We start from the raw sequence: 20,191 nt of genomic DNA, 5'->3' as shown, positions 1-20,191 counted from the left end.
ACCGACTGCGATCCGAAGCTCAAGTACTGCGGGCGGAAACCACGCGCGCGATCCCGGCCCGGAAGGCGTCCGCTGCTGCCGCGGCATCCGGCGCGCCATCGAGCTGCGCGCGGAAAGGACGATCGGAAAACAGGCGGCCGACCAGCGCGAGCAACTGCAGATGATCATCCCTGGCGCCGCCCTCCGGCACCATGATGGCGAGCAGCTGGGAAACCGGCTTGCCGTCCGGCGCGTCGAAGGCTATCGCATGCCTGGTGCGGATGAAGAGGGTGGTCGGCTGAGCAATGCCGCCGATGCATGCGTGCGGAATCGCGAATCCTTCACCGAGAGCGGTCGACCCCGTCTGCTCGCGTCGCCACAGTGCGCGAAAGACCGGCGCCGGGTCGAGTCCACGAGCACGGCAGATCGTCGCTGCCGCGACCTCGAGTGCGTGCGACCGGTCCCGCACGTCGGCGTCGAACAGGATGTCCTGCGGTTGCAACCAGCTCGCAATCTGCGCGATGTCGTTCGTCATCGGGTCCTCCTCTCGCTGTGCACGTTCAGCAATGTTGAAAGCTGCCGCGGAAAAACGGTGTAAAAAAATTGCCTGAAATCATGAAGTTCATGAACCCCTGCGCTCGCCGGTCCTAACGTCGGTCATCGAGGCGATGGTCTCCCGGATCCAGCGCTGGCCGCCGTGGCCGTGGCTGCGCTCGTGCCACACCATCCCCACTGCGAAGCCTTCCACCGGGAACGGGCAGTCGATCAACTTCAGCTGGTCGGCGCGGTCGCGCACCAGCCGCTCCGGCACCAGCGCCACGAAGTCCGACTGCGACACGATATCCGGGACGACCAGAAAAGAAGCCGCCGACAGCACCACCTTGCGCTTGAGTCCGAAGGCAGCCAGGGTGTCGTCCACCGGCGTGACGAAGCCGCCCCCGCGAAGGGACACGACGACATGCTCCAGCCCGGCAAATTCCTCGACCGTGATCCCGGCCCGCAGCCGCGGATGCTTGCGCCGGCCGATGAGCACATAGCGCTCGTCGAACAGATGCCGGGTGCGAAGACTGGGCGGCGCAGCTTGCGGCGTCATGAGCGCCAGGTCGACATCGCCGCGCGCCATCTGCGCTTCCAGCTCGGGGATGTCCAGGTTGCGCTGCGCCACACGCACGCCGGGCGCCTTGGCCCTGAGTTCCACGACGAGCGGCTTGACCAACGCCGCGTGCAGGTAGTCCGTGCAGGCGATCGCGACGGTCAACCTGGCCTTGGCAGGGTTGAAGTTGCTGTGGGTGGCGACGGCGGCACGCACCTGATCGAGCGCCTGGCGCAACGGGTCGAGCAGGTCGGCGGCCTTGGCGGTCGGCGTCATCCCGCGCCGTGCGGGAATGAGCAGCGGGTCGTCGAACACATCCCGCAGACGACTCAACTGCGCACTGACCGCCGGTTGGCTCAGGTGCAGTCGGGCGGCCGCCTTGGTCACGTTCTGCTCCACCAGCAAGGCCTCGAGCGTGACCAGCAGATTGAGGTCGAGGCGTTTGCTATCCATGCGGTGGATGGTAGCCAAACATTCTTGCGATTTCACGGATGGCTGCGAGCGGCCGAGACTTGGCCGCATGAAGAAAGTCTTGATCGTCCACGCCCTCCCCGAGCCCACATCGCTGACCCGGCAGCTGGTCGAGGTCTCCCGGCAGACGCTTCGGCAGCAAGGGCATGAAGTGCTGCAATCGGACCTGTACGGCATGCGCTGGAAGGCGGTGTTCGACGAACACGACTTCCCCGTCCGTGCCGACAAGGAGCGGTTGTCCTTCGTGGACGAGTCCGGCCATTCCTATGCCAGCGGGCGCCAGGCCGCCGATATCGCCGCCGAGCAGCAGAAGGTGCTTGCCGCGGACGCGCTCATCTTTCAGTTTCCGCTTTGGTGGTACGGCATGCCGGCCATCATGAAGGGCTGGCTGGACCGGGTGTGGGCCTACGGCCTCGCATATGGCTACAAGAACGCCGGCAACACCTATCGCTACGGCGACGGCGCCTTCAAGGGCAAGCGGGCCCTGCTGTGCGTCGCGGCCGGCGGGCCGGCGCAGGACTACTCGCCGCGAGGCATCAACGGGCCGCTCGAGCAGCTGCTCTTCCCCATCACGCACGGCTCGCTCTACTTCCCCGGCTTCGACGTGCTGCCGACCTTTGCGGCCTATGGCGCCGGGCGCATGAGCGGGATAGCGCTGAGCGCGACGAAGGAAGCGTGGCGCTCGCGCCTAGCGGGCCTCTTCGAGGACGCACCCATTCCCTTCCGGCGGCAGAACGGCGGGGACTATCCGGACGGCCATGTGCTGGCCAGCCATGTCGCCGTCGGCCAGAGCGGGTTGCCGGCGCATGTCGCGGACATGGTGACCTAGCGAAGCGCGATCAACAGCGCGCCGGTGAGGGCGAGCGCCGCGGTCCAGGCCTGGCGCGGCGCCGTGCCGCTCAGCAGGCGAGGGTGCAGGGCGACGCCGCGGCATATGCCGGTGGCGATGATGCCGGTCACGACCAGCATCGCAGCCGTGTGCACGCCGACGGCCGCCACGGCCAGGAGCAGCGAGCCCGACGCGGTGATCTCGCGCGCCGGATTGTCGCCAAGGCACAGCGGCACGAGCGCCGGTACCAGCATCAGCCCGGCCCCGTGCGTGGTGGCCATCAGAAAGGACCAGAGCGCGATGCCGGCGTGGCCGGCCTGCGCGCTGAGTGGCGCGCGCTGACCGGCGCCGCGCAGCCAGCGGCAGGCCGCCGCGCCGACGAGCAGTGCGCCGGCCAGGCCCTGGACCAGCGTGCGGTCCATCGAGATGTCCTGTGCAAAAGCGCAGGCCACGATCGCCACCGACACGGCATGCCCAACGGCGATGGGCATCAGGGCCCGCAGCGCCTGCGCCCGGTCGCGCGAACGCAGGCCCCAGGCGGCGGCCCACATCCAGCCGGTGGCAGGGTTCAGCCCGTGAAGGGCGCCCACCCCTGCGACCGCCAGCCACGGCCAAAGGCTTGCCATGACGCAGGCTCGATGTCAGTGGCAGCACGAACCGGCCGCAGCGGCCGGCTTCGCAGCCGGCGCCGGCTCGTAGCGGTCGTGGTGGCGCACCCATGCCATGCCCTGGCCCAGCTTCTCGTCGCGGCCCTTGGGCGTGAGGTCGAGCATGTTGTAGGTGCCCATCATCACTTCCACGCCGCGCCCGTAGGTCGAGTAGGTGTGGAAGACTTCGCCCGCATCGTCCTTGTAGAACACGCTGATGCCGGGCCACTCCTCCCCGACGAGGGGCCACTTGCCGTAGTTGTAGTCGATCTTTCCAGTGGCCACTTCCTGCGGCGTGAAGCTGACCTTGAAGTCGTAGTTGAAGTCGCTGCCGTGCGAGGACACCCACTCGAACTGCCAGCCCATGCGCCGGCGAAAGCGCTCGATCTCCGCCAGCGGCGCGCGCGAGATGGCCACGAACGTGACGTCGCGCTGCGACAGGTGCACGTTCATGCCGTCGGTGTGGTCGGCCATGTACGAGCAGCTCGGGCAACCCTGCTCCCAGCCCGGGCCGAACATGAAGTGCTGCACCAGCAGCTGGCGACGGCCCTCGAACAGGTCGGCGAGCGTGCGCCGGCCTTCGGGCGCATCGAAGACGTAGTCCTTCCGGACGTGCTCCCACGGCAGCGCGCGGCGCTCGCGGGCGATCTGGTCGCGCAGATGCGTCAGCTCCTTTTCGCGCTCCAGCAGCTTCACGCGCTCGGCAAGCCATTGCTCCTTCGACACGACGGGATGGTTCACGGTGCTCGATTCAGTGGTGTTCATGAGTGCTCCTTGGCTCGAAGAGCCGTTCAAGACGCGTGTTTCGGACGCCGCACCGCGCGGACCTTGCCGCTCGGGCCGCCGCCGCAAAAGAAGAGGTCTGCGCCGTCGGACTCGAGCCCGCTCACGCCGATGCCGTGCGGCATCTCCAGCCGTTCGAGCACGGCGCCGCTCTTCGGGTCGATGCGGCGGAGTTCGCTCTCGTCGCCTTCCCAGGTCCCGTGCCACAGCTCGCCGTCGACCCAGGTCACGCCGGTGACGAAGCGGTTGGACTCGATGGTGCGGATGACGGCGCCGGTGGCCGGATCGATCTGGTGGATCTTGCGGTCGCGGTACTGGCCCACCCACAGGCTGCCCTCGGCCCAGGTGAGCCCCGAGTCGCTCCCCTTGCCGGGCGCCGGGATCGAGGCCACCACCTCGCCGCTGGCCGGATCGATCTTGTCGATGCGCGTCTCGGCGATCTGATAGAGGTATCTGCCGTCGAAGGCGGTGCCGGCGTCGCCGGCGTGGGCCAGCGTGCGCGTGGGCTCGCCGCTCTCCGGATCGAAGGCGATCAGGCTGGCCCCGGTGGCGGCCCAGACGCGCCGGCCGTCGTGGGTCACGCCGTGCACGGTGTCGGTGCCGGGGAAGGGGCCGTACTCGCGCACGATCTCGGCCGCACGCGGCGTGGGCTGCGATCTGCTCGTGCTTGTCTTGTTGCTCATCGTTGCTCCTTGTGGCGCGCCTCGGATCGGCGCCTGGAGACAACTCTATTCAATCGGCAGCGCAGCGGGGAGTAACAAGATCGTCGTGAATCCGGCGAGCGGCGGCGCCAGCCAGCGCTGCGCCCGGGCCCGCCCGATGGCACGCACACGCGCGTCTGCCTCGAGCTCGACCAGCGCGCGCTGGACGGTGCGCTGGCTGGCGCCCAGGGCCAGCGCCAGGGCCGAGGTCGACCAGGCCGCGCCGTCGGAGAGCAGGGCCACCAGCGAGGCCTGGTCGCCGTCGATCGGCGGCGCCAGCACGACCACATCGCGGGCGTCGCGCGGCCTGAGGACGAAGCCGCGCGCGGTGGCCTCGATCTGCGCCTGTGCGGCGACCAGCGCGCGCAGGCGGCCGATCTCGACCCGCAGGCGCGCTCGATGCGTCTCGTCGGGGCGGCGGATGCGGAATGCGCTCGCGATCAAGGCTTCGCGATCGACATCGCCGGGCCAGGCCTCGGCGAGCGCACGCGCCAATGCGAACAGCACCGGCCGGCGCGCCAGCGGCCGCCACGCCTCGCCGCTGCCCACCCCGCGCCGGCAGGCATCGACCACCAGCGCGTCCGACGCCAGGAGCGCTGCGACCTCGTCGAGCCGCAGCGCCTGCTCGGCACCGTTGGAAAGGCGCCGGGCGGCGGGACGATCGAGCGCGGCCCGCGCCTCCGCCACCTCGGCCAGCAGCGCCGGCACGCGGGCGCGCTCGGCCGCTTCGTGCGCGCGGGCGAGCGCAGCGCGCGCCGGGCCGGGGCGCAGCGAGCGCAGGGCGAGCTCGGCCGCGGCCAGCTCGGCCACCGCCGCCAGCGACGGCGGCAGGCCGAGCGCGTCTAGCCGTGCCAGCGTGGCGGCGGCCTCGTCGAGACGGCCGAGCAGAAGGAGCCTCCGCGCCGCGATCAGCCGCGCCTGCAGCGCGTTGGCGTGGTCGGCATGCGCCTCGAGCGTGGCCGAGGCCGTCGCCAGCGCGCGCGGCGAGCCGCCGAGGTGGCGCATGGCCAGCGCCACCTCGGCCTCGGCCACGACGCAGCGCGCGCGCGCCAGCTCCTCGTGGGCGCCGAAGCCGCGGGCGGCGAGCCGCAGCAGCTCACGGGCGCGCGGGTGCTCGCCGAGCTGGGCCATGGCGATGCCGCGCAGGGCCAGCGCTGGCGGGTCGTCGCGCAGGGCGACCCGCTTGAGGGCGCCGAGCGCGTCGCCGGCGGCGAGAGCGCGCGCGGAGGCGGCGATCAGGGAGTCCATGGCGACAGGCTAACCCACCGTCCATCCCGCGCCGCGGCCTGCTTGCAGGAATAGGACTTCGAAGCGCGAGCGGCATTGCCTACCCGTCCTCGAACGCACCCGCGCACGATGGAACGTTCGTCACGAATACACAGGAGCAAGGCATGAAAGACACGCTGACCCCCGCCGCAGAGCTCGCGAAGAAGGCGAAGACGCCGTTCCCGGGCGCGTCGGCCGAATACGACGCCGCGCGCCAGGCGCTGCTGGCCGAAGAGATCGAATTCCGTCGCCACATGACACGCCTGGTCGAGCAGCGCCGCGCGCTGCCGCCCGGGCCCGTGATCGAGAAGAACTACCGCTTCAAGGACGAGCAGGCCTTCGAGGTCGGGCTCGCCGATCTATTCGGCGACAAGGACACGCTGGTCACCTATTTCTGGATGTACGGGCCGCAGCGCGAGCGGCCGTGCCCGATGTGCACCAACTGGCTCGGCGCGGTGGAGGGCAATGCCGCCGACATCAAGCAGCGGGTCGCGCTCAAGATCCTGGGGCGTTCGCCCGTGGAGCGGCAGTACGCCTTCGCGCAGGAGCGCGGCTGGCGCGAGCTGAACTTCGTGCAGACCATCGGCGACGACTACGCCAGGGACCTCGGCGTCCTGATGCCCGACGGCAGCGAGTACCCGGCGCTGAACGTGTTCAAGCGCGACGGCGGCAAGGTCCGCTTGTTCTGGGCCAGCGAGATGACGCGCGAGATGGCCGACCCGGGCCAGGATCCGCGCGATGCGCCCGACATCGCCTCGCTCTGGTCCATGCTGGACCTGACGCCGGACGGGCGCGGGACCGACTGGTATCCGAAGCTCAGGTACTGAGGTCGAAGGGCAGCTGGCGCAGCGGCTTGCCGGTCAGCCGCGCGACGGCGTTGGCGAAGGCGGGCGCCAGCGGCGGCAGGCCAGGCTCGCCCATGCCGGTAGGCGCGTCGACGCTGGGCACAACGTGGACAGCGAACTCCGGCATGTCGGTGATACGGGCCACGGTGAAGTCGCCGAAGTTGCCCTGCTGCACGACGCCCTCCTTCAGCGTGATGGCGCTGCCGGGCAGGCACATCGAGAGGCCCATGACCGCCGCGCCCTGCACCTGTGCCTCCACGCTGCGCGGATTCACCGCCAGGTTGCAGTGCACGCCGGCCGTGGCCCGGTGCAGCACCGGCTGCCCGTCCTTGACCGAGGCTTCAACCACGTAGGCCACCACGGACTTGAAGGACTCGTGCACCGCCACGCCCCAGGCCCGGCCGGCCGGCAGCTCCTTCTTGCCGTAGCCGCTCTTGTCTACCGCCAGCTGCAGCGCGGCGCGGTGGAGCGGGTGCTTGTCGCCGAACAGCTGCATCCGGTAGGCCACCGGGTCCTGCTTGGTGCTGCGGGCGATCTCGTCGATCAGGGTCTCCATCACGAAGGCGGTGTGGGTGGAGCCCACGCTGCGCCACCACAGCACCGGCACGTTGAGCTTGGGGTGATGCACGGTCAGCCGCATCGGCACCGCGTAGGGATTGCGCATGCCCTCGGTGGCCGTGGCGTCGATGCCGTCCTTCACCTGGAAGGGCTCGAACACCGAGCCCGTGGTGATGGACTGGCCGACGATGACGTGGTCCCAGGCCAGCACCTTGCCGCGCTCGTCGAAGCCGATGCGTGCGCGATGCAGGTGCATGGGGCGGTAGTAGCCGCCTTTCATGTCGTCCTCGCGGCTCCACAGCAGTCGCACCGGCACGTTCAGGCCGGCGGCACGCGCGGCCTTGGCGATCTCGCAGGCCTCGACCACGAAGTCGCTCGTGCTCGAGAAACGCCGGCCGAAGCCGCCGCCCGTCATCTGCACATGCACGGCCACCTGCTCGGGCTTGAGGCCCAGCACGCGCGCGACCGCAGCAGCGTCCAGGCCGGGGCACTGGGAGCCGGTCCATACCTCGGCGCGCCCCTCGGACAGCTTGACGGTGCAGTTCAGTGGCTCCATTGCCGCATGGGCCAGGTAGGCACGACCAGCCGACCAAATTGAAGGCGCTGATCGAGTACGTCAAACGTCGCACGCCCTTGCAGGAATAGGCCAGCAGGTCGGCGGCCCTCAGGGCCTCGCCGGATCCGGATAGAACGCGCGCAAGCTCGTCGGCGCGACGAACCGGGTCCACTCCTTCTCGGGCATCGACAGCCGGTTGGCCACCGCGTAGAACACGGCCGGATGAACGCCCAGGCCGAGGTGGCTCGCTTCGACCTCGATGTTCTCGGAAGATGGCGTCTCTTCCTCGAAGCTGCTGCGCCAGGACACGATGCCATCGGAGCGGCTGAAGATCGATGTGGTGGGCACCGCGGACATCGTCCGCACCCATCTGTTGCGCCGGGGATCGTTGGCCGGACTGCCGCTCAGCAGCTCGTAGACCTTGGCCGCACGCGTGGCCTTCGGACTGCCGTGCAACGGGCTGCCGAGCGTGACGACGCCGCGCACCGCGTCCGGCGCCTTGGCGGCGAGCATGCGGGCGAACACGCCGCCCAGGCTCCAGCCGACCAGGCTCACCTTGCCCGACGTCTGGTGCAGCCGACGCAGGAGCGCCAGGAGCCCGTCCTCGACGCCAGGCCGGGGTCCGCAGTTGGTGCCGTGGCCCCAGCCTTGGACCGCGTAGCCGCGGGTCTCGAGAAAGCCGCGCAGCAGTTCCGTCGAACCGTCGCTCGCGCCCAGGCCGGGCAGCACGATGACGGTATGCCCGTCACCCCGCGGCGCGAGCTGGAGCAGGGGCCAGAGCGCGATCGTCGCGCCGGCCTCCCAGAGCGCCCGGCCTTCGGCCAGCAGCAGGAGTTTGGATGGAGGGCGGGCAATAGCTGCAGTCGACATGGAGGATCTCCCTGGATTTCAAAAGACCCCAAGTTAGGCGACCTTGCCGGCGTTCCGCTGAGACATCACGCCTGCACCGCGTAGGCGGACCCGCCATTTCCTCGATTGCCATGTCTTAAGACATTCCGGGATGCCCGCGAGCGAACAGTTGCGGCAATGCAGGCTAGCAGTTGGCGCGGATGCTCCGAATGAGCGTTTGCTGGCGGACGGATTGGGTTTCGACGATCGCGCGCCCTTCGCACGGCGTCTTCGTTGCCCGGTATCGGTACCTGGCCTCGACCCGGTTCTCGTCGATGGCTCGAATGGAGCGGATGACAAGCGGCTCCCTGAGGGAGCGATAGAAGCTCGACATGCTCGCTTCGTGGAACGGCCCCACCCCTCGCTTCGCTGGAACGACGATCGCGGCGGCGGCCGCGCCGTCGGCGACGGACAGCGCGCGATAGAACTTCGCCACCGCCTCCACGGACGCGTCGGCCGGCGCCTGGGCGGCCGGCAGCTCGGGCGCCGCGGGCTCCGCGGGCTCCTGCATCGGCGCGGCGCGCGGAGCGGGCGACAGCGGCACAGGCGCGGGCGAGGGCGCGGGCATCGCCGCCGTGAGCGCCGGCACCGGAGCGGCGGCATCTCGGGTGACGTACAGGTACCACCCCATGAACCCGATCGCCATTGCCAACACCAGCAGGCCGAGTCGAAGCCAGAACGCCGCTGTCTCCGCGGGCAGCGCGCCGCGTGGCGCCGCGCGCTCTTCCAGCGCATGCGCTCGAGGCCGCAGCGCCCTGGCGGTCTCAAGCGCGGAAGGCCCGGAAGCCACAAAAGCAGGCAAGCGGCTCGCGCATCCGATGCAGAACATGGCGGTTGCGCGGTTCGAGCGTCCACATGCGGCGCAAGCGATCGTCCGGGGGCCACCCGCGCGCGCGCTCGTTTGCGCTTCCCTGTCATCGGCCATGCTGCGGCTCCCCGAAGTTCGCCTGGCCGGATGGTGGACGGCACATGCCGGGACCGTCGTCATCAAGCCGTGACGACCCTTGTAGGAAGGCCGTCCTACACCGTCGCGCGCAACACGCTTGCACCAGCGGGGACCAGGGCTCGCACCTTCGACGCTGGAAGTGGAGACCCATGAATGCCATGAATCCTCGAGCGTCGCCTGCTCAGGCCGCCGCGAGCGCGCTGACGGTCGAGCGGGCGTTCGAGCTGCTCTGGCAGCAGGCGCCGGACTTCGCCTTCGTCGTGCTGGACCGCATGGGCGCCGTCACGGGATGGCGCGCCGCTTCCGAGTCGATGTTCGGGTACTCCGAGTCGGAGATGGTGGGCGGAGCAATCGACATTCTTTTCACCGAGGAAGACCGCGCCCTGGGACTCCCGCAACTGGAGCGAGAGGTGGCGCTTTCGGCGCAACGCTCGGAAGACGACCGCTGGCACGTTCGCAAGGACGGCACGCGCATATGGGTCTTCGGCAGCCTGATCGCACTGCGCGAAGGCGACCGGCACGTGGGCTTCGCGAAGATCATGAGCGATCGAACCAACCTGCGTGCGCAGCTGGAAACCCTGGAGAACCGGCTCGACAGCGCGCACGACGCGTTGCGCGGCAGGGATGCCTTCTTCGGCCGGTTGACGCACGAGATCCGGAACGCGCTCGGACCGATCGGCAACGTCACCGATCTCGTCGAACGCAAGGGGCTGCTGACGAGCGAGCTGCAAATGCCGATCAACATCGTGAAGCGCCAGGTCGCGCAGATGACAAGAATGCTGGAGGACCTGGCGGAGGTCGTTCGCTTCGGCGCGGGCAAGCTCCGGCTCGTGAAGCAGAGCTTCGACCTGGGCGCGGATCTGGTCGAGATCGCAGCGGCGGTGAAGCAGGATGCTGAACGCAAGAGCCAGACGATCGATGTGCTGGTGCCGCCGGCGCCGGTGCCCATCGTCGCCGACAAGGCGCGTGTTCATCAGATCGTCTTCAACCTGCTGCACAACGCCATCAAGTACACGCCGCCCGGCGGGCGCATCTGGCTGCAATGCACGGTCGAAACCGACGAGGCGGTCGTCAAGGTGGAAGACACCGGCGCCGGCATCGCCCCTGCCCTGCTGCCGAGGATCTTCGAGCTGTTCACGCAGGAGGATCCGCACCAGTCAGGCGGCGGGTTCGGTGTCGGCCTCTCGCTCGTGAAGGACCTGGTCGACGCGCATCGGGGCTTTGTCGAGGTCAGGTCCGACGGCAAGCATCTGGGCAGCGAGTTCACGGTCAGGCTGCCGCTTCGCCCGGTCGATTGAAGGTGCCTTTGCCGGCCGGGGCGGCTTCGACATGGACGCATGATGATCCGCCCACTTGATTGCCGCGCGGTGTAGAGATCGGGCCGTGAGGCTGGGGTCCGCTAATCGGAGTCCGGGTCTTCCGGCGACGCCTCGACGGGGCCGGCCAGCTCATCATCGACGTAGGCCAGCAGCGCCTCGTTGCCGGCGTCGTAGGCCTCGCGCCAGTTGTCGTAGGTGTCGTCACCCGTTTCCAGGTCGAGCCAGACCGCCGGGTCCTCTGTGCTTTCCATGAGGATCCAGATGAAGTTGCCCGGGCTCGGACGGTCCACGAAGACGGCAAGGCGGCGGTATTGGTCGGCCATGCTGAACAGGGTAGTCCTGTCCGCTGGCGAAAGCTAGAGGCGATCGACGCGCGGCGATTTCAATCTCCGCTTGACCTCAAGCTAGGTTGAGGACGCACATTGCGTGGCATGACCACCAGTGAACAGCAAAGCTCGTCAGGCCGCGTCGCGCAGGCGCTCGAGATCCATCGCAGCATTGCCGCGTGCAGTGAGCACCTGGCGCGAAACAACGATGTCCACGCGCTGACCGCCGCGCTGATGCTGCCCTGCTACCAGGCCCAGCTCGGCCGGCTGGCGCGCGCGATGAGCGCCGTGGAGAAGAGCGAGCTGATGTCGCTGCTGATCCCCATCGACGCGGGGTGACGGCAGGCCCTCAGCCGTCCGCGCGCTGGATGACCACCAGGCGGCGTGCGCCGGGCCCCTTCGATGCCAGCTTGTCGCCCGGGTTGCGCAGCCGGCAGCGGTCGATGGACAGGCAGCCGCAGCCGATGCAGTCGTCCAGCGTGTCGCGCAGCTTCTTGAGCTGCGCCATTCGTTCGTCCAGCTCCGCGCGCCAGCCGGCGGAAAGCCGCGCCAGTCCGCACGGCTGGGCGCCGCCGACGTGGGCAGCGTTGCCAGGGCATCGGAGATGTCGGCCAACGCGATGCCCACCCGCTGCGCGACACGGATGAACGCCACACGCCGGAGCACGTCGCGCGCATAGCGGCGGTGGTTGCTCGGGGCGCGATGGCTGGTGATGAGGCCCTTGGATTCGTAGAAGTGCAGGGTCGAGACCGGGACGCCGCTGCGTTGGGCGACCTCGCCGACGGAGAGGGTGGCGGAACGGTCTATGGGTATTGGCTTGGGTTTCATCGTGACCTCTTGAGCTCAACTCTAGTGGAGGTTTTGCTGGTCTACGTTATTCGTAGAGCGAAGGCATTGGCGTTCGTCGAGAGATGGAAGGCCTTTACACCTACAGAGTGCTTCGCTATGTGCGCGACATCGGCACGGGCGTTTTAATGAGGCGGGATTGTTGGCAGCTCCAGCCAATTGGCGCGAGGCACAAAGTCTCGCCTGCGCGTAAATCAACCGCGCTCAGACGCAATTCGCGCCCTTGCCCACCGGCATGTAGGACTAAATGCCGCTGCGTCTTGTCTGATCCCGCCGGTCGTCATCCGCCGCTCGCCCTCTCCCTCCAAGGGCCTAAGGTCTTTTCTCCAACCACCGTGAAGGGGACCACCATGAGCGATCCAAAAGACCCCAAGGGCGCCGACATCCAGGGCGAAGGCAACTACGAGGCGACCCGCCGCTACGACAAGGCCGCGACCGAGTTCGTCCAATCGGGCAAGGTGGACGAAGCCGCCCGCCGAGCACAACCTAAGAACGAGGCCGAAGCCGAGGAGATGAAGAAGGCCGAGCAGGAAGGCAAGTCGCACGCGAAGGGCGAAGACCCGCTGCTCCACCAGAAGCAACAGCCGCAGAAGCAGCAGCAGACGAAGAAGCCCTGACCCTCGGCAGCCGCGCTGCGATGGCTTCCGCCGCGAGCTGCCCGTCGACGCTGATGCGCACCGTCGGACGGCGCGCGACCGGCTACGCAACCGGCTGCTGAACCAAACGCCTCTTGCGCGCTTGGAACACGAACGCCACCACCTGCCACGCGACGAAGACGCTGATCAGCGCCAGCAAGGTGCCGCTGATGGGCCGGGTGAAGAACATGGTGAAGCTCCCGCGGCTCAGCAGCAGCGAGCGGCGAAAGTTCTCTTCCAGCATGGGGCCGAGGATGAAGCCGAGCATCAGCGGGGCGGCATCCAGCTCCAGCCGCATGAACATGTAGCCGACGAAGCCGAAGGCAGCCGTGATGAAGATGTCTTCCATGCTGTTGTTCACGCTGTAGGTGCCGACGCAGCAGAAGAATAGGATGGCCGGGAACAGCACGCTGTACGGGATCTTGAAGACCGACAGCCAGTAGCGCACCAGCGGCACGTTCAGCACGAGCAGGAAGACGTTGCCCACCCACATGCTGGCCACCAGGCCCCAGAACAGGTCGGGGTGGCTGGCGATCATGTTCGGCCCGGGCTGGATGCCCTTGATGACGAAGGCGGCCAGCATCAGCGCCATCACCGCGTTCTCGGGGATGCCGATGCTCATTAGCGGGATGAAGCTGGTGCGCGCAGCCGCTTCGTCGGCTGCGGCCTGGCCGGCCACGCCCTCGATGCAGCCCGTGCCGATCTCGTGCTTGTACTTGCTGACCTTCTTGTCGATGGCGTACGCGGCAAACTGGGCGATGGTGGGGCCGCCGCCGGGCAGGATGCCCAAAAAGGAGCCGATGGCGCCACCGCGCAAGGCACTGGGGATGATGCGCTTGAACTCGGCCCAGGTCGGGATCAAGTTGATCTTGCCATTGAAGGGCGAGCGCTCCTCGCGGGCATCGAGGTTCTTGGTGATCTCGGCGATACCGAAGCAGCCGAGCGCGATGCTCACGATACCGACGCCGTCCATCAGGAAGGGCAGGTCCATGGTGAAGCGCGCGGTGCCGCTGTTGACGTCGGTGCCGATCTGGCCGAGCAGCACGCCGATCAGGCACATGGCCAGGCCGTTGAGCAGGCTGCCAGTGGTGACGAAGCTCACGCACACGAAGCCCACCATCATCATGGCGCAGTAGTCCGCCGGGCCGAAGAGGAAGGCCACTTCGCCGAGCACGGGCGCCAGCCATGCGAGCACCACGATGGCGATGGTGCCGCCGATGAAGCTGGAGACTCCGGCGGTGAACAGGGCCAGGCCGGTCTTGCCCTTGAGCGTCATCGCGTAGCCGTCGATGCAGGCCACGATGCTGCTGGCGTGCGGGATCTTCATCGTGATGGCGCTCACGCTGTCGCCGTATTGCGCGCCGTAGTAGATGCCGGCCAGCATGATGAGCGCGCCGCCCGTGGGAATGGAATAGGTCAGCGGCAGCAGCAGGCTGATGGTGGCCAGTGGGCCCAGGCCGGGCAGCAGGCCGACGAGCGTGCCCACGGTGCAGCCGAGGGCGCAGAACATCAGGTTCTGCAGGGTGAGGGCGTGCGAGAAGCCGAACGCCAGGTTGTGCAGGACGTCCATCAGTAGAGCGGCAGGTTCAGGCCGAGCAGTTTCTGGAGCACCAGGGCCATCGTGACCAGGCCGGCGGCGATCTTGACGTTGCGCCACCACGAATAGGAGGTGCCGGCCAGGGTGGAGCAGAACACCATGAAGACGATGCCCGCGATCATGTTCACGTACATCGAGATCACCGCCAGCCCGCAGAGGCTGGCGAGGATGATGGCGATGTTCTTGAGCTTCAGGTCCAGCTGCACGCGTTCGACGAAGCGCGAACGGATCACGGTTGCGAGGCCGACGAGGAAGAGCAGCGAGCTCACCAGGGCAGGGAAGAGGCCCGCCCCCGCGCGGCTGAAGTCGCCGATGGGGTAGCGCAGGGACTGGAGCCCGAAGGCCAGCGAGATCGCAATGAGGAAGAGCCCTCGCGCGAGGTTTCGGTCGATCATGGGTGTTTGTCTCCGGTGTGTGGCAATTGCCGACCGGAGCGAATGTCCTGCCCTGCGACTGATCGGAATCTGACCAGCTCGTGAGGGGAAATACGTAGCGAGCGGACGTTCGGGCAGCCTCGTCGCCTTCTGCTGAAGACCCATCAGCAGCAGGCTTGGAGCAACAAGATCTGAGAACGGCACCAGGAGGGATACCCCTCACCCGTGCGCCAGCAACATCTTCAGGAACGTGAGCCCGTTGCGCTGCCCTTTGTCCTCGTCGCAGTTGTTGAAGATGATGTGCGTGTTGCGCACCTTGTAGGCGATGCGCAGCGCCTCGACGACCAGCTCGGCGATCTCGTTGTCGGGGTAGTCGTAGTCGAAGCGCTCGGCCGCCGAACTCGCCCCCTTCCGGTTGTAGGTGTCGACGTTGCGGCCGTGCAGCCGGATGAGTGCGAAGTCGGAGTTCGTCGTCTCGGCCAGCAAGGGCACGCTGTTGGCAAAGCCCTGCGGGCCGTCGACGATGGTGTGCACCACATTCAGCTCGCGCAGGAAAGCGATGGTGCCCGCGCGATGCGCCTCGCTGAACCACGAGGCGTGCCGGAACTCGATGCTCACCGTGTGCCCGGCCATCATCTCCACGCAATGCGCGACGTGCTCGTGCCCCTCGCGGTTGCACATCAGCCAGGGCGAAAACTGGAAGTGCAACAGGCCCAGCTTGCCCGCCTCCTTGAGCGGCAGCAGCGCATCGATGAAGCGGCGCCACAGCTCGGCCCGGATCTCGGGCGGCGTGCTGCGGTAGTAGAGCGTCTTGCTGCTGCCGAGCGCTTCCTTGATGTCCTTGTGCAGCACCTTCGGGTCGGTCTGGTGCCCCGTGAAGAGCCGGAACGCCTTGACGTTGAAGACGAAGGCTTCTGGTGTGCGCTCGGCCCAGTTGTGCGCGTTGGTCGGCGCCGGGATGCCGTAGTAGCTGGAATCGACCTCGACCAGCGGGAAGAGCGAGGCGTAGTAGCGCAGCCGCGCCTCGGGCGTTTTCACTTCCTTGGGATAGAAGCGCCCGCAGTCGATCAGCGTCTTGTCAGTCCACGAGGCGGTGCCGACGAGGATGTTGCTGGCCATCGGCGGATGCTAGATTGTCCAGCGAGATGTTGCACGCTTGCCGTTCGACGTGGGCAACGAAGGTCCTGTGATGGGCGGCTGCTGGACAACCGCACTTAGACTTCTGCTCCTGGCAACTTCTACCAAGAACGCGCAGAGCGAGTTCTGCACCTTCGCATGGCACCGTACTCGCGGCACTCACACAGGAGATCAGCGTGACCACTCAACGTGATGGAGGGTGCCTATGCGGGTCAGTGCGCTTTCTCGCCCTGGGCGAGCCCATGCGCACGTTGCAATGCCACTGCAGGGCCTGCCAGCGAATGACGGGTTCAACGTCATACGCAGAGTCAATGTATCCGGTGGATGCGGTTCAGTTCTCGGGCGAGCCGATGGCACGGTATTCGCACAGATCGGAAAGTAGTTCGAAGCAGGTGCATGTTCATTTCTGCCCCAAGTGCGGCACCACGATCTCTCTGACGTTTGAGCGCTGGCCCGAGTACCGTGCGATCTCTCGTGGGGCTTTCGACGACCCGAACTCCGTATCGATCAGCTCGCATATCTGGACCAGCTCAGCGCAAACGGGCGTAGTGCTTCCTGCCGGAATAGACTGCTTCCAGTTTGCCCGCGCGGACCTGACTGGCTCGCCTCAGACCCCTGCGCGCTTCGATACACCACAGATGGCGCGCACGGGCGATGCCTGACCCTTCGCTCAAACATTGATTCGAGACCACCGATTGCGGGTCTTCCTAGTGACCGCTTCGGGCTGCGCATTCCATGGCGCAATTTTCCTGGAAGCACCTCCTCCGAGCAGTTCACTCACAAGGAGCGCCCTTGTTCAAGGCTTGAGCCTTGTCTCTGCCGCGGGCTCAGTCCTCCTTGGTGCTGATTGGTGCGTATCAGGCACCGCTGTGCGCCCGCTTGCGGGCCTACCGCTGCCGCCCCTTCCTATCTACGCTGGACATACGGCCTTCTGCCGTGATCCGTGCCCGACAACCCTGAGGTGTTGAACGGCGACTTGCTGCCAGTCGTCCGACTGGTTTGGCCCGGGCAATCGGGCCGTCTATTGGAGATTCCATTATGTTTTCTGTAGATGAGACCCTGCGCCCTGGTAGCCAGAGGCCCGCCGAGCTGGTTCCGTCCCGTTACGCGCTGCGGGTCGGCGAGATTGACGTGCTGGTGGTCAGCGATGGGGTGCTGCCGCTGCCAGCCGCGACGTTGGCCACCAATGCCGAACCGGCCGACCTGGCGGCCTGGCTGAACGACAGTCTCCTGCCGCCGGACGTGTACACGTGGCCGCTGAACGCGGTCGTGGTGCGTAGCGGCGACCAGACCGTACTCATCGACGCGGGGATCGGAGACGCGTACCCGGACTTCCGGGCCGGGCAGTTGGCCCTGCGACTGGAAGCCGCCGGCATCGATCCCGCGTCCGTGACCGACGTGGTGCTCACCCACATGCACATGGACCACGTCGGCGGGCTGCTCGCCGACGGGCTCAAGGGCCGGCTGCGTCCGGACGTGCCGATCCATATGGCGGCCGCCGAGCTCGAGTTCTGGGCGTCGCCGGATTTCTCCCGCAACACTTTTGGCGGGGTGTCGGACGTGCTTCGGGCGACCGCCAGGCGGTTCATGGATGAGTACCGCAGCCAGCTGCGGTTGTTCGAGGCGGAGTACGAGGTGGCGCCGGGGGTGGTCGTGTGTCGCACCGGCGGCCACACACCCGGGCACAGCGTGGTCCGCCTCGCGTCCGGCGGCGACCGGCTGACCTTCCTCGGCGATGCCGTGTTTCCGGACCATTTCGATCGCCCCGACTGGTACAACGCTTTCGACCACGACCCCGAGGAGGCAGTCCGCGTCCGGGTCCGTCTCTTGCGGGAGCTGGCGGCGACCCGCGAGCCGCTGGTGGCCGCTCACCTGTCGTTCCCGTCCGTCGGCCGGGTGGCGGTCGACGGCGACGTCTTTCGTTGGGTACCGGTGAACTGGGACTACTGACCGCTGTCAGGGGAATAGGGCCGAAAGAGGCCTGCTTCAGGGAGCTTCGGTCCTTTGACTATGTGGCACGATTCGGGCCACGGACGCCGCTGCGCGCTGGCTCTGACCGCCGCAGTCGACCCGGCAGCGGACGCTGGACATTGAAATCGCCGTTTCAATCTTTGGAATTTTCGTGTACGTATCGAAGCACCACGCGCAGTCCGACCTTGTCGAAGCCCAGGCATTGATAGAGGCCTACCCGCTGGGCGCCTGGGTCGCGCCCAGCGGCGAAGGGCTGGTCGCAAACCATGTTCCCTTTCTGCTGGACAGGTCGCGCGGCAAATTCGGAACACTTCTTGGCCACGTCTCGCGCGCCAATCCCGTGTGGAGGCAGCTCGCCGGATCGGAGCAGTCGGTGGTCATGTTCCAAGGCCCTCAGTCGTACATCACGCCTGGCTGGTATCCGAGCAAGCAGGAGCACGGGAAGGTTGTTCCGACCTGGAACTACGCGGTCGCACACGCACACGGCGTGGCCCGGTCCATCGACGACGAAGGCTGGCTGCGCGACATGCTGGTTCGCTTGACGGCTGCTCATGAGTCCTCGCAGCCACTGCCTTGGAAGCTGACGGACGCACCCGCGGATTTCATCGACAAGCTCTTGCGCGCGGTGGTGGGCATAGAGATTCCGATCGAGCGACTGGTCGGAAAGCTCAAGGCGAGTCAGGATGAAGCATTGCAAGACAGGCTCGGCACCGTCGCCGGGCTTGTCGCCGAAGGGACCGAAAACGCTGCGGAAATGGCTTGCGTTGTCGAGCGCGCCATGTCCGGGCGTGAAGACGCCTGACCGAGCTGCGGGGACTCGAACAGGGCATGGAGAAGATCGACTTCAAGAAGACCCTGAAGCCACTCTATGGCCCGCCCGCCGGGGAGTTCGCTTCGGTCGAAGTGCCGCCGATGCAGTTCGTCAAGGTGGACGGCGAGGGCGATCCCAACACCGCGCCAGCCTACCGGTCGGCGGTCGAATGGCTCTACGGGGTCAGCTATGCCACGAAGTTCGCTGCGAAGGCGGCACTTGGCAAAGACTATGTGGTGCCGCCGCTGGAAGGCTTGTGGTGGGCCGACGATCCCAGGAGCTTCATCACGCGCGAAAAGGACCGGTGGCGCTGGACGATGATGATCATGGTCCCTGATTTCGTCACCCGCGACATGTTCGAGAACGCGCTGGCCAAGACGAGCGGGAAGCTCGGCCAGCCCCCGCAAAGCCTGCGCCTCGAAGCCTATGGCGAAGGGCTGTCGCTCCAGACCCTGCATGTGGGCAGCTACGATGAGGAAGCTCCGGTTCTGGCCCGGCTCCATGGCGAGGTGATGCCGAGCAAGGGCATGGCCTTCAACGGCCCGCACCATGAGATCTATCTGAGCGATCCGCGCAAGACTGAATCGGCCAGGCTCAAGACGATCCTGCGCCAGCCGGTGAAGTTCAAGCCGTAGGTGGCGAAGACGGCAACTCGAACCATCGCGCCCCCATTTCCTACCCCGGTCCTTCGCGCCTGAGGCTGTTGCTCAACGCCGTCTTCCTCAGGATCACGGCAAAGGACTGCACCGCGGCAGGCTTTGCCTCCTTCAGCCGCCACAAGATCCCCGGGGTCCGTATCGGCGTCGGGCTTTCGAGCGGAATGATCTTCAGCCCCGCCATCGCCTCCGGCACCGCGTTGATCGCCACGATCGAGCCGATCATCGTGCGCGCCACCAGCGCCAGCATCGGGGCCACGGTCGACATCTCGGCCACCACCGTGGGCTCGGCGCCGCAGGCGTGGAAGCACTCGTCGAGCATGGTGCGGGTCGAGAAGGCGGAGGAGACGAGCACTAGGTCTTGCCGGTGCAGCTCCACCATGCGGATGCGCTTGCGGTGCGCCAGCGGATGGTTCGTGGAAACCACCAGCACCATCTCTTCGTTGTAGAGCGGCTCGAACCACAGGCCGTCCGAGTCCTGCGGGCGGTAGGAGATGCCGAGGTCCATCTCGCCGTCCCTGAGGCGCGCGGCAATGACCTCGGCGGCAAGCTCCTCGACGCTGATGCGCACGGTCGGATGCCGCGCGAGGAACTGCGCCACGCATTCGGGGATGAGGCCGATGTTGAAGGTGTGGGTGGCGCCGATGCGCACCTTGCCGGTGAGGTTGCCGGCGCCGGGCTTGAGCAGCGCCACGCCCTGGTCCACCTCCTTCAATGCGCGCGCGGCGTAGCCGCGCAGCAGCTCGCCGGCCTCGGTGGTCACCACCTTCTTGCCGATGCGCTCGAAGAGCGGCTGGCCCAGCTCGTCCTCGAGCTGCTTGATCTGGTGCGAGAGGGTCGACTGAGTCACGTGCACGCGCTCGGCCGCGCGCGTGAAGCTCAGGCAATCGGCCAGGGCGACGAAGTAGCGCAGATGCCTCATCTCCATACAAACCCCCGCGAATGATCGATGCCATC

24 protein-coding genes and 2 pseudogenes are annotated in these 20,191 nt (G+C 67.2%); 10 read left to right on the top strand and 16 right to left on the bottom strand.

Annotated features, from left to right (window positions below):
• Positions 1–19 precede the first annotated feature (19 nt).
• Positions 20–514 (bottom strand): PTS sugar transporter subunit IIA, encoded by a 495-nt coding sequence (locus AC3A6B_RS03010; RefSeq protein ID WP_487835282.1) that lies wholly within the window; start codon positions 512–514, stop codon positions 20–22.
• An 87-nt stretch (positions 515–601) separates the two neighbouring features.
• On the bottom strand, positions 602–1,525 hold the full coding sequence (locus tag AC3A6B_RS03005) for a LysR family transcriptional regulator (protein ID WP_487835281.1): 924 nt from the start codon (positions 1,523–1,525) through the stop codon (positions 602–604).
• A gap of 67 nt (positions 1,526–1,592) precedes the next feature.
• On the opposite strand from AC3A6B_RS03005, the gene AC3A6B_RS03000 reads away from it, so the two are divergent.
• Positions 1,593–2,372 (top strand): NAD(P)H-dependent oxidoreductase, encoded by a 780-nt coding sequence (locus tag AC3A6B_RS03000; protein WP_487835280.1) that lies wholly within the window; start codon positions 1,593–1,595, stop codon positions 2,370–2,372.
• Here the strand turns inward: AC3A6B_RS03000 and AC3A6B_RS02995 are convergent.
• Genes AC3A6B_RS02995 through AC3A6B_RS02980 form a run of 4 tightly spaced genes read right to left on the bottom strand, consistent with a single transcriptional unit; the run spans position 2,369 to position 5,751 of the window.
• Positions 2,369–2,998, bottom strand: coding sequence for a hypothetical protein (locus AC3A6B_RS02995; protein WP_487835279.1), 630 nt, complete (start codon positions 2,996–2,998; stop codon positions 2,369–2,371). The two genes, AC3A6B_RS03000 and AC3A6B_RS02995, sit on opposite strands and share 4 nt — an antisense overlap.
• A 15-nt stretch (positions 2,999–3,013) precedes the next feature.
• Complete coding sequence (locus AC3A6B_RS02990) at positions 3,014–3,784, bottom strand: DUF899 domain-containing protein (protein WP_487835278.1); 771 nt, start codon at positions 3,782–3,784, stop codon at positions 3,014–3,016.
• A 26-nt stretch (positions 3,785–3,810) separates the two neighbouring features.
• Entirely contained in the window at positions 3,811–4,485 is a 675-nt protein-coding gene (locus AC3A6B_RS02985) for a Vgb family protein (RefSeq protein ID WP_487835277.1), read from the bottom strand.
• A 45-nt stretch (positions 4,486–4,530) separates the two neighbouring features.
• Positions 4,531–5,751: a helix-turn-helix domain-containing protein gene (locus AC3A6B_RS02980; RefSeq protein WP_487835276.1), complete on the bottom strand. Its 1,221-nt coding sequence runs from the start codon at positions 5,749–5,751 to the stop codon at positions 4,531–4,533.
• A gap of 143 nt (positions 5,752–5,894) precedes the next feature.
• Between AC3A6B_RS02980 and AC3A6B_RS02975 the strand changes: the two genes are divergently transcribed.
• Positions 5,895–6,596, top strand: a complete 702-nt coding sequence (locus AC3A6B_RS02975; protein ID WP_487835275.1) for a DUF899 family protein — start codon at positions 5,895–5,897, stop codon at positions 6,594–6,596.
• Here the strand turns inward: AC3A6B_RS02975 and AC3A6B_RS02970 are convergent.
• The 3 genes and pseudogenes from AC3A6B_RS02970 to AC3A6B_RS02960 form a co-directional block, all read right to left on the bottom strand.
• Positions 6,586–7,746: pseudogene (locus AC3A6B_RS02970) on the bottom strand (xanthine dehydrogenase family protein molybdopterin-binding subunit); the annotation flags it as partial. The gene AC3A6B_RS02975 and the pseudogene AC3A6B_RS02970 sit on opposite strands and share 11 nt — an antisense overlap.
• Positions 7,747–7,836: 90 nt before the next feature.
• Complete coding sequence (locus tag AC3A6B_RS02965) at positions 7,837–8,598, bottom strand: esterase/lipase family protein (RefSeq protein ID WP_487835274.1); 762 nt, start codon at positions 8,596–8,598, stop codon at positions 7,837–7,839.
• 163 nt (positions 8,599–8,761) lie between these two features.
• A complete protein-coding gene (locus AC3A6B_RS02960) occupies positions 8,762–9,262 on the bottom strand; it encodes a hypothetical protein (RefSeq protein ID WP_487835273.1) in 501 nt (166 codons plus the stop codon).
• Here AC3A6B_RS02960 and AC3A6B_RS02955 point away from each other — a divergent pair.
• Both AC3A6B_RS02955 and AC3A6B_RS02950 read left to right on the top strand, forming a co-directional pair.
• On the top strand, positions 9,246–9,614 hold the full coding sequence (locus AC3A6B_RS02955; RefSeq protein ID WP_487835272.1) for a hypothetical protein: 369 nt from the start codon (positions 9,246–9,248) through the stop codon (positions 9,612–9,614). The two genes, AC3A6B_RS02960 and AC3A6B_RS02955, sit on opposite strands and share 17 nt — an antisense overlap.
• A gap of 106 nt (positions 9,615–9,720) precedes the next feature.
• Positions 9,721–10,860 carry a PAS domain-containing sensor histidine kinase gene (locus tag AC3A6B_RS02950; RefSeq protein ID WP_487835271.1) on the top strand — a complete coding sequence of 380 codons (1,140 nt, stop codon included), beginning with the start codon at positions 9,721–9,723 and terminating at the stop codon, positions 10,858–10,860.
• A 101-nt stretch (positions 10,861–10,961) separates the two neighbouring features.
• On the opposite strand, the gene AC3A6B_RS02945 is transcribed toward AC3A6B_RS02950, so the two are convergent.
• Positions 10,962–11,204 carry a hypothetical protein gene (locus tag AC3A6B_RS02945; RefSeq protein WP_487835270.1) on the bottom strand — a complete coding sequence of 81 codons (243 nt, stop codon included), beginning with the start codon at positions 11,202–11,204 and terminating at the stop codon, positions 10,962–10,964.
• 108 nt (positions 11,205–11,312) lie between these two features.
• Here AC3A6B_RS02945 and AC3A6B_RS02940 point away from each other — a divergent pair, with 108 nt between their 5' ends.
• Positions 11,313–11,546 (top strand): hypothetical protein, encoded by a 234-nt coding sequence (locus AC3A6B_RS02940; RefSeq protein WP_487835269.1) that lies wholly within the window; start codon positions 11,313–11,315, stop codon positions 11,544–11,546.
• 10 nt (positions 11,547–11,556) lie between these two features.
• Here the strand turns inward: AC3A6B_RS02940 and AC3A6B_RS02935 are convergent, their stop codons facing one another.
• Together AC3A6B_RS02935 and AC3A6B_RS02930 are read right to left on the bottom strand one after the other, a co-directional pair.
• Complete coding sequence (locus AC3A6B_RS02935; protein ID WP_487835724.1) at positions 11,557–11,715, bottom strand: hypothetical protein; 159 nt, start codon at positions 11,713–11,715, stop codon at positions 11,557–11,559.
• Positions 11,716–11,733: 18 nt separating this feature from the next.
• A pseudogene (locus AC3A6B_RS02930) lies at positions 11,734–12,035 on the bottom strand (MerR family DNA-binding transcriptional regulator); the annotation flags it as partial.
• A 368-nt stretch (positions 12,036–12,403) separates the two neighbouring features.
• Here AC3A6B_RS02930 and AC3A6B_RS02925 point away from each other — a divergent pair.
• The gene (locus AC3A6B_RS02925; protein WP_487835268.1) at positions 12,404–12,670 is read left to right on the top strand and encodes a hypothetical protein; all 267 of its coding nucleotides are present in this window, start codon (positions 12,404–12,406) and stop codon (positions 12,668–12,670) included.
• 82 nt (positions 12,671–12,752) lie between these two features.
• Here AC3A6B_RS02925 and AC3A6B_RS02920 read toward each other — a convergent pair whose 3' ends face one another.
• The 3 genes from AC3A6B_RS02920 to AC3A6B_RS02910 form a co-directional block, all read right to left on the bottom strand.
• Positions 12,753–14,258, bottom strand: coding sequence for a tripartite tricarboxylate transporter permease (locus AC3A6B_RS02920; RefSeq protein WP_487835267.1), 1,506 nt, complete (start codon positions 14,256–14,258; stop codon positions 12,753–12,755).
• The gene (locus AC3A6B_RS02915) at positions 14,258–14,680 is read right to left on the bottom strand and encodes a tripartite tricarboxylate transporter TctB family protein (protein ID WP_487835266.1); all 423 of its coding nucleotides are present in this window, start codon (positions 14,678–14,680) and stop codon (positions 14,258–14,260) included. Before AC3A6B_RS02915 ends, AC3A6B_RS02920 begins: the two co-directional genes overlap by 1 nt.
• Positions 14,681–14,878: 198 nt before the next feature.
• On the bottom strand, positions 14,879–15,778 hold the full coding sequence (locus tag AC3A6B_RS02910) for a DUF72 domain-containing protein (protein ID WP_487835265.1): 900 nt from the start codon (positions 15,776–15,778) through the stop codon (positions 14,879–14,881).
• Positions 15,779–15,972: 194 nt separating this feature from the next.
• Here AC3A6B_RS02910 and AC3A6B_RS02905 point away from each other — a divergent pair, with 194 nt between their 5' ends.
• The 4 genes from AC3A6B_RS02905 to AC3A6B_RS02890 all read left to right on the top strand — a co-directional run bounded on the left by AC3A6B_RS02905 (position 15,973) and on the right by AC3A6B_RS02890 (position 19,213).
• A complete protein-coding gene (locus AC3A6B_RS02905) occupies positions 15,973–16,458 on the top strand; it encodes a GFA family protein (RefSeq protein ID WP_487835264.1) in 486 nt (161 codons plus the stop codon).
• 376 nt (positions 16,459–16,834) lie between these two features.
• The gene (locus AC3A6B_RS02900; protein ID WP_487835263.1) at positions 16,835–17,746 is read left to right on the top strand and encodes an MBL fold metallo-hydrolase; all 912 of its coding nucleotides are present in this window, start codon (positions 16,835–16,837) and stop codon (positions 17,744–17,746) included.
• Between the two features lie 172 nt (positions 17,747–17,918).
• Complete coding sequence (locus tag AC3A6B_RS02895; protein WP_487835262.1) at positions 17,919–18,569, top strand: FMN-binding negative transcriptional regulator; 651 nt, start codon at positions 17,919–17,921, stop codon at positions 18,567–18,569.
• A gap of 26 nt (positions 18,570–18,595) precedes the next feature.
• Complete coding sequence (locus AC3A6B_RS02890; RefSeq protein ID WP_487835261.1) at positions 18,596–19,213, top strand: GyrI-like domain-containing protein; 618 nt, start codon at positions 18,596–18,598, stop codon at positions 19,211–19,213.
• A gap of 40 nt (positions 19,214–19,253) precedes the next feature.
• Here the strand turns inward: AC3A6B_RS02890 and AC3A6B_RS02885 are convergent, their stop codons facing one another.
• On the bottom strand, positions 19,254–20,162 hold the full coding sequence (locus AC3A6B_RS02885) for a LysR substrate-binding domain-containing protein (protein WP_487835260.1): 909 nt from the start codon (positions 20,160–20,162) through the stop codon (positions 19,254–19,256).
• Between the last annotated feature and the right edge of the window lie 29 nt (positions 20,163–20,191).

The sequence above is a fragment of the Variovorax sp. Soil_C_33 genome, assembly GCF_057656935.1.
This window is presented reverse-complemented; position numbering and strand designations above follow the sequence as displayed.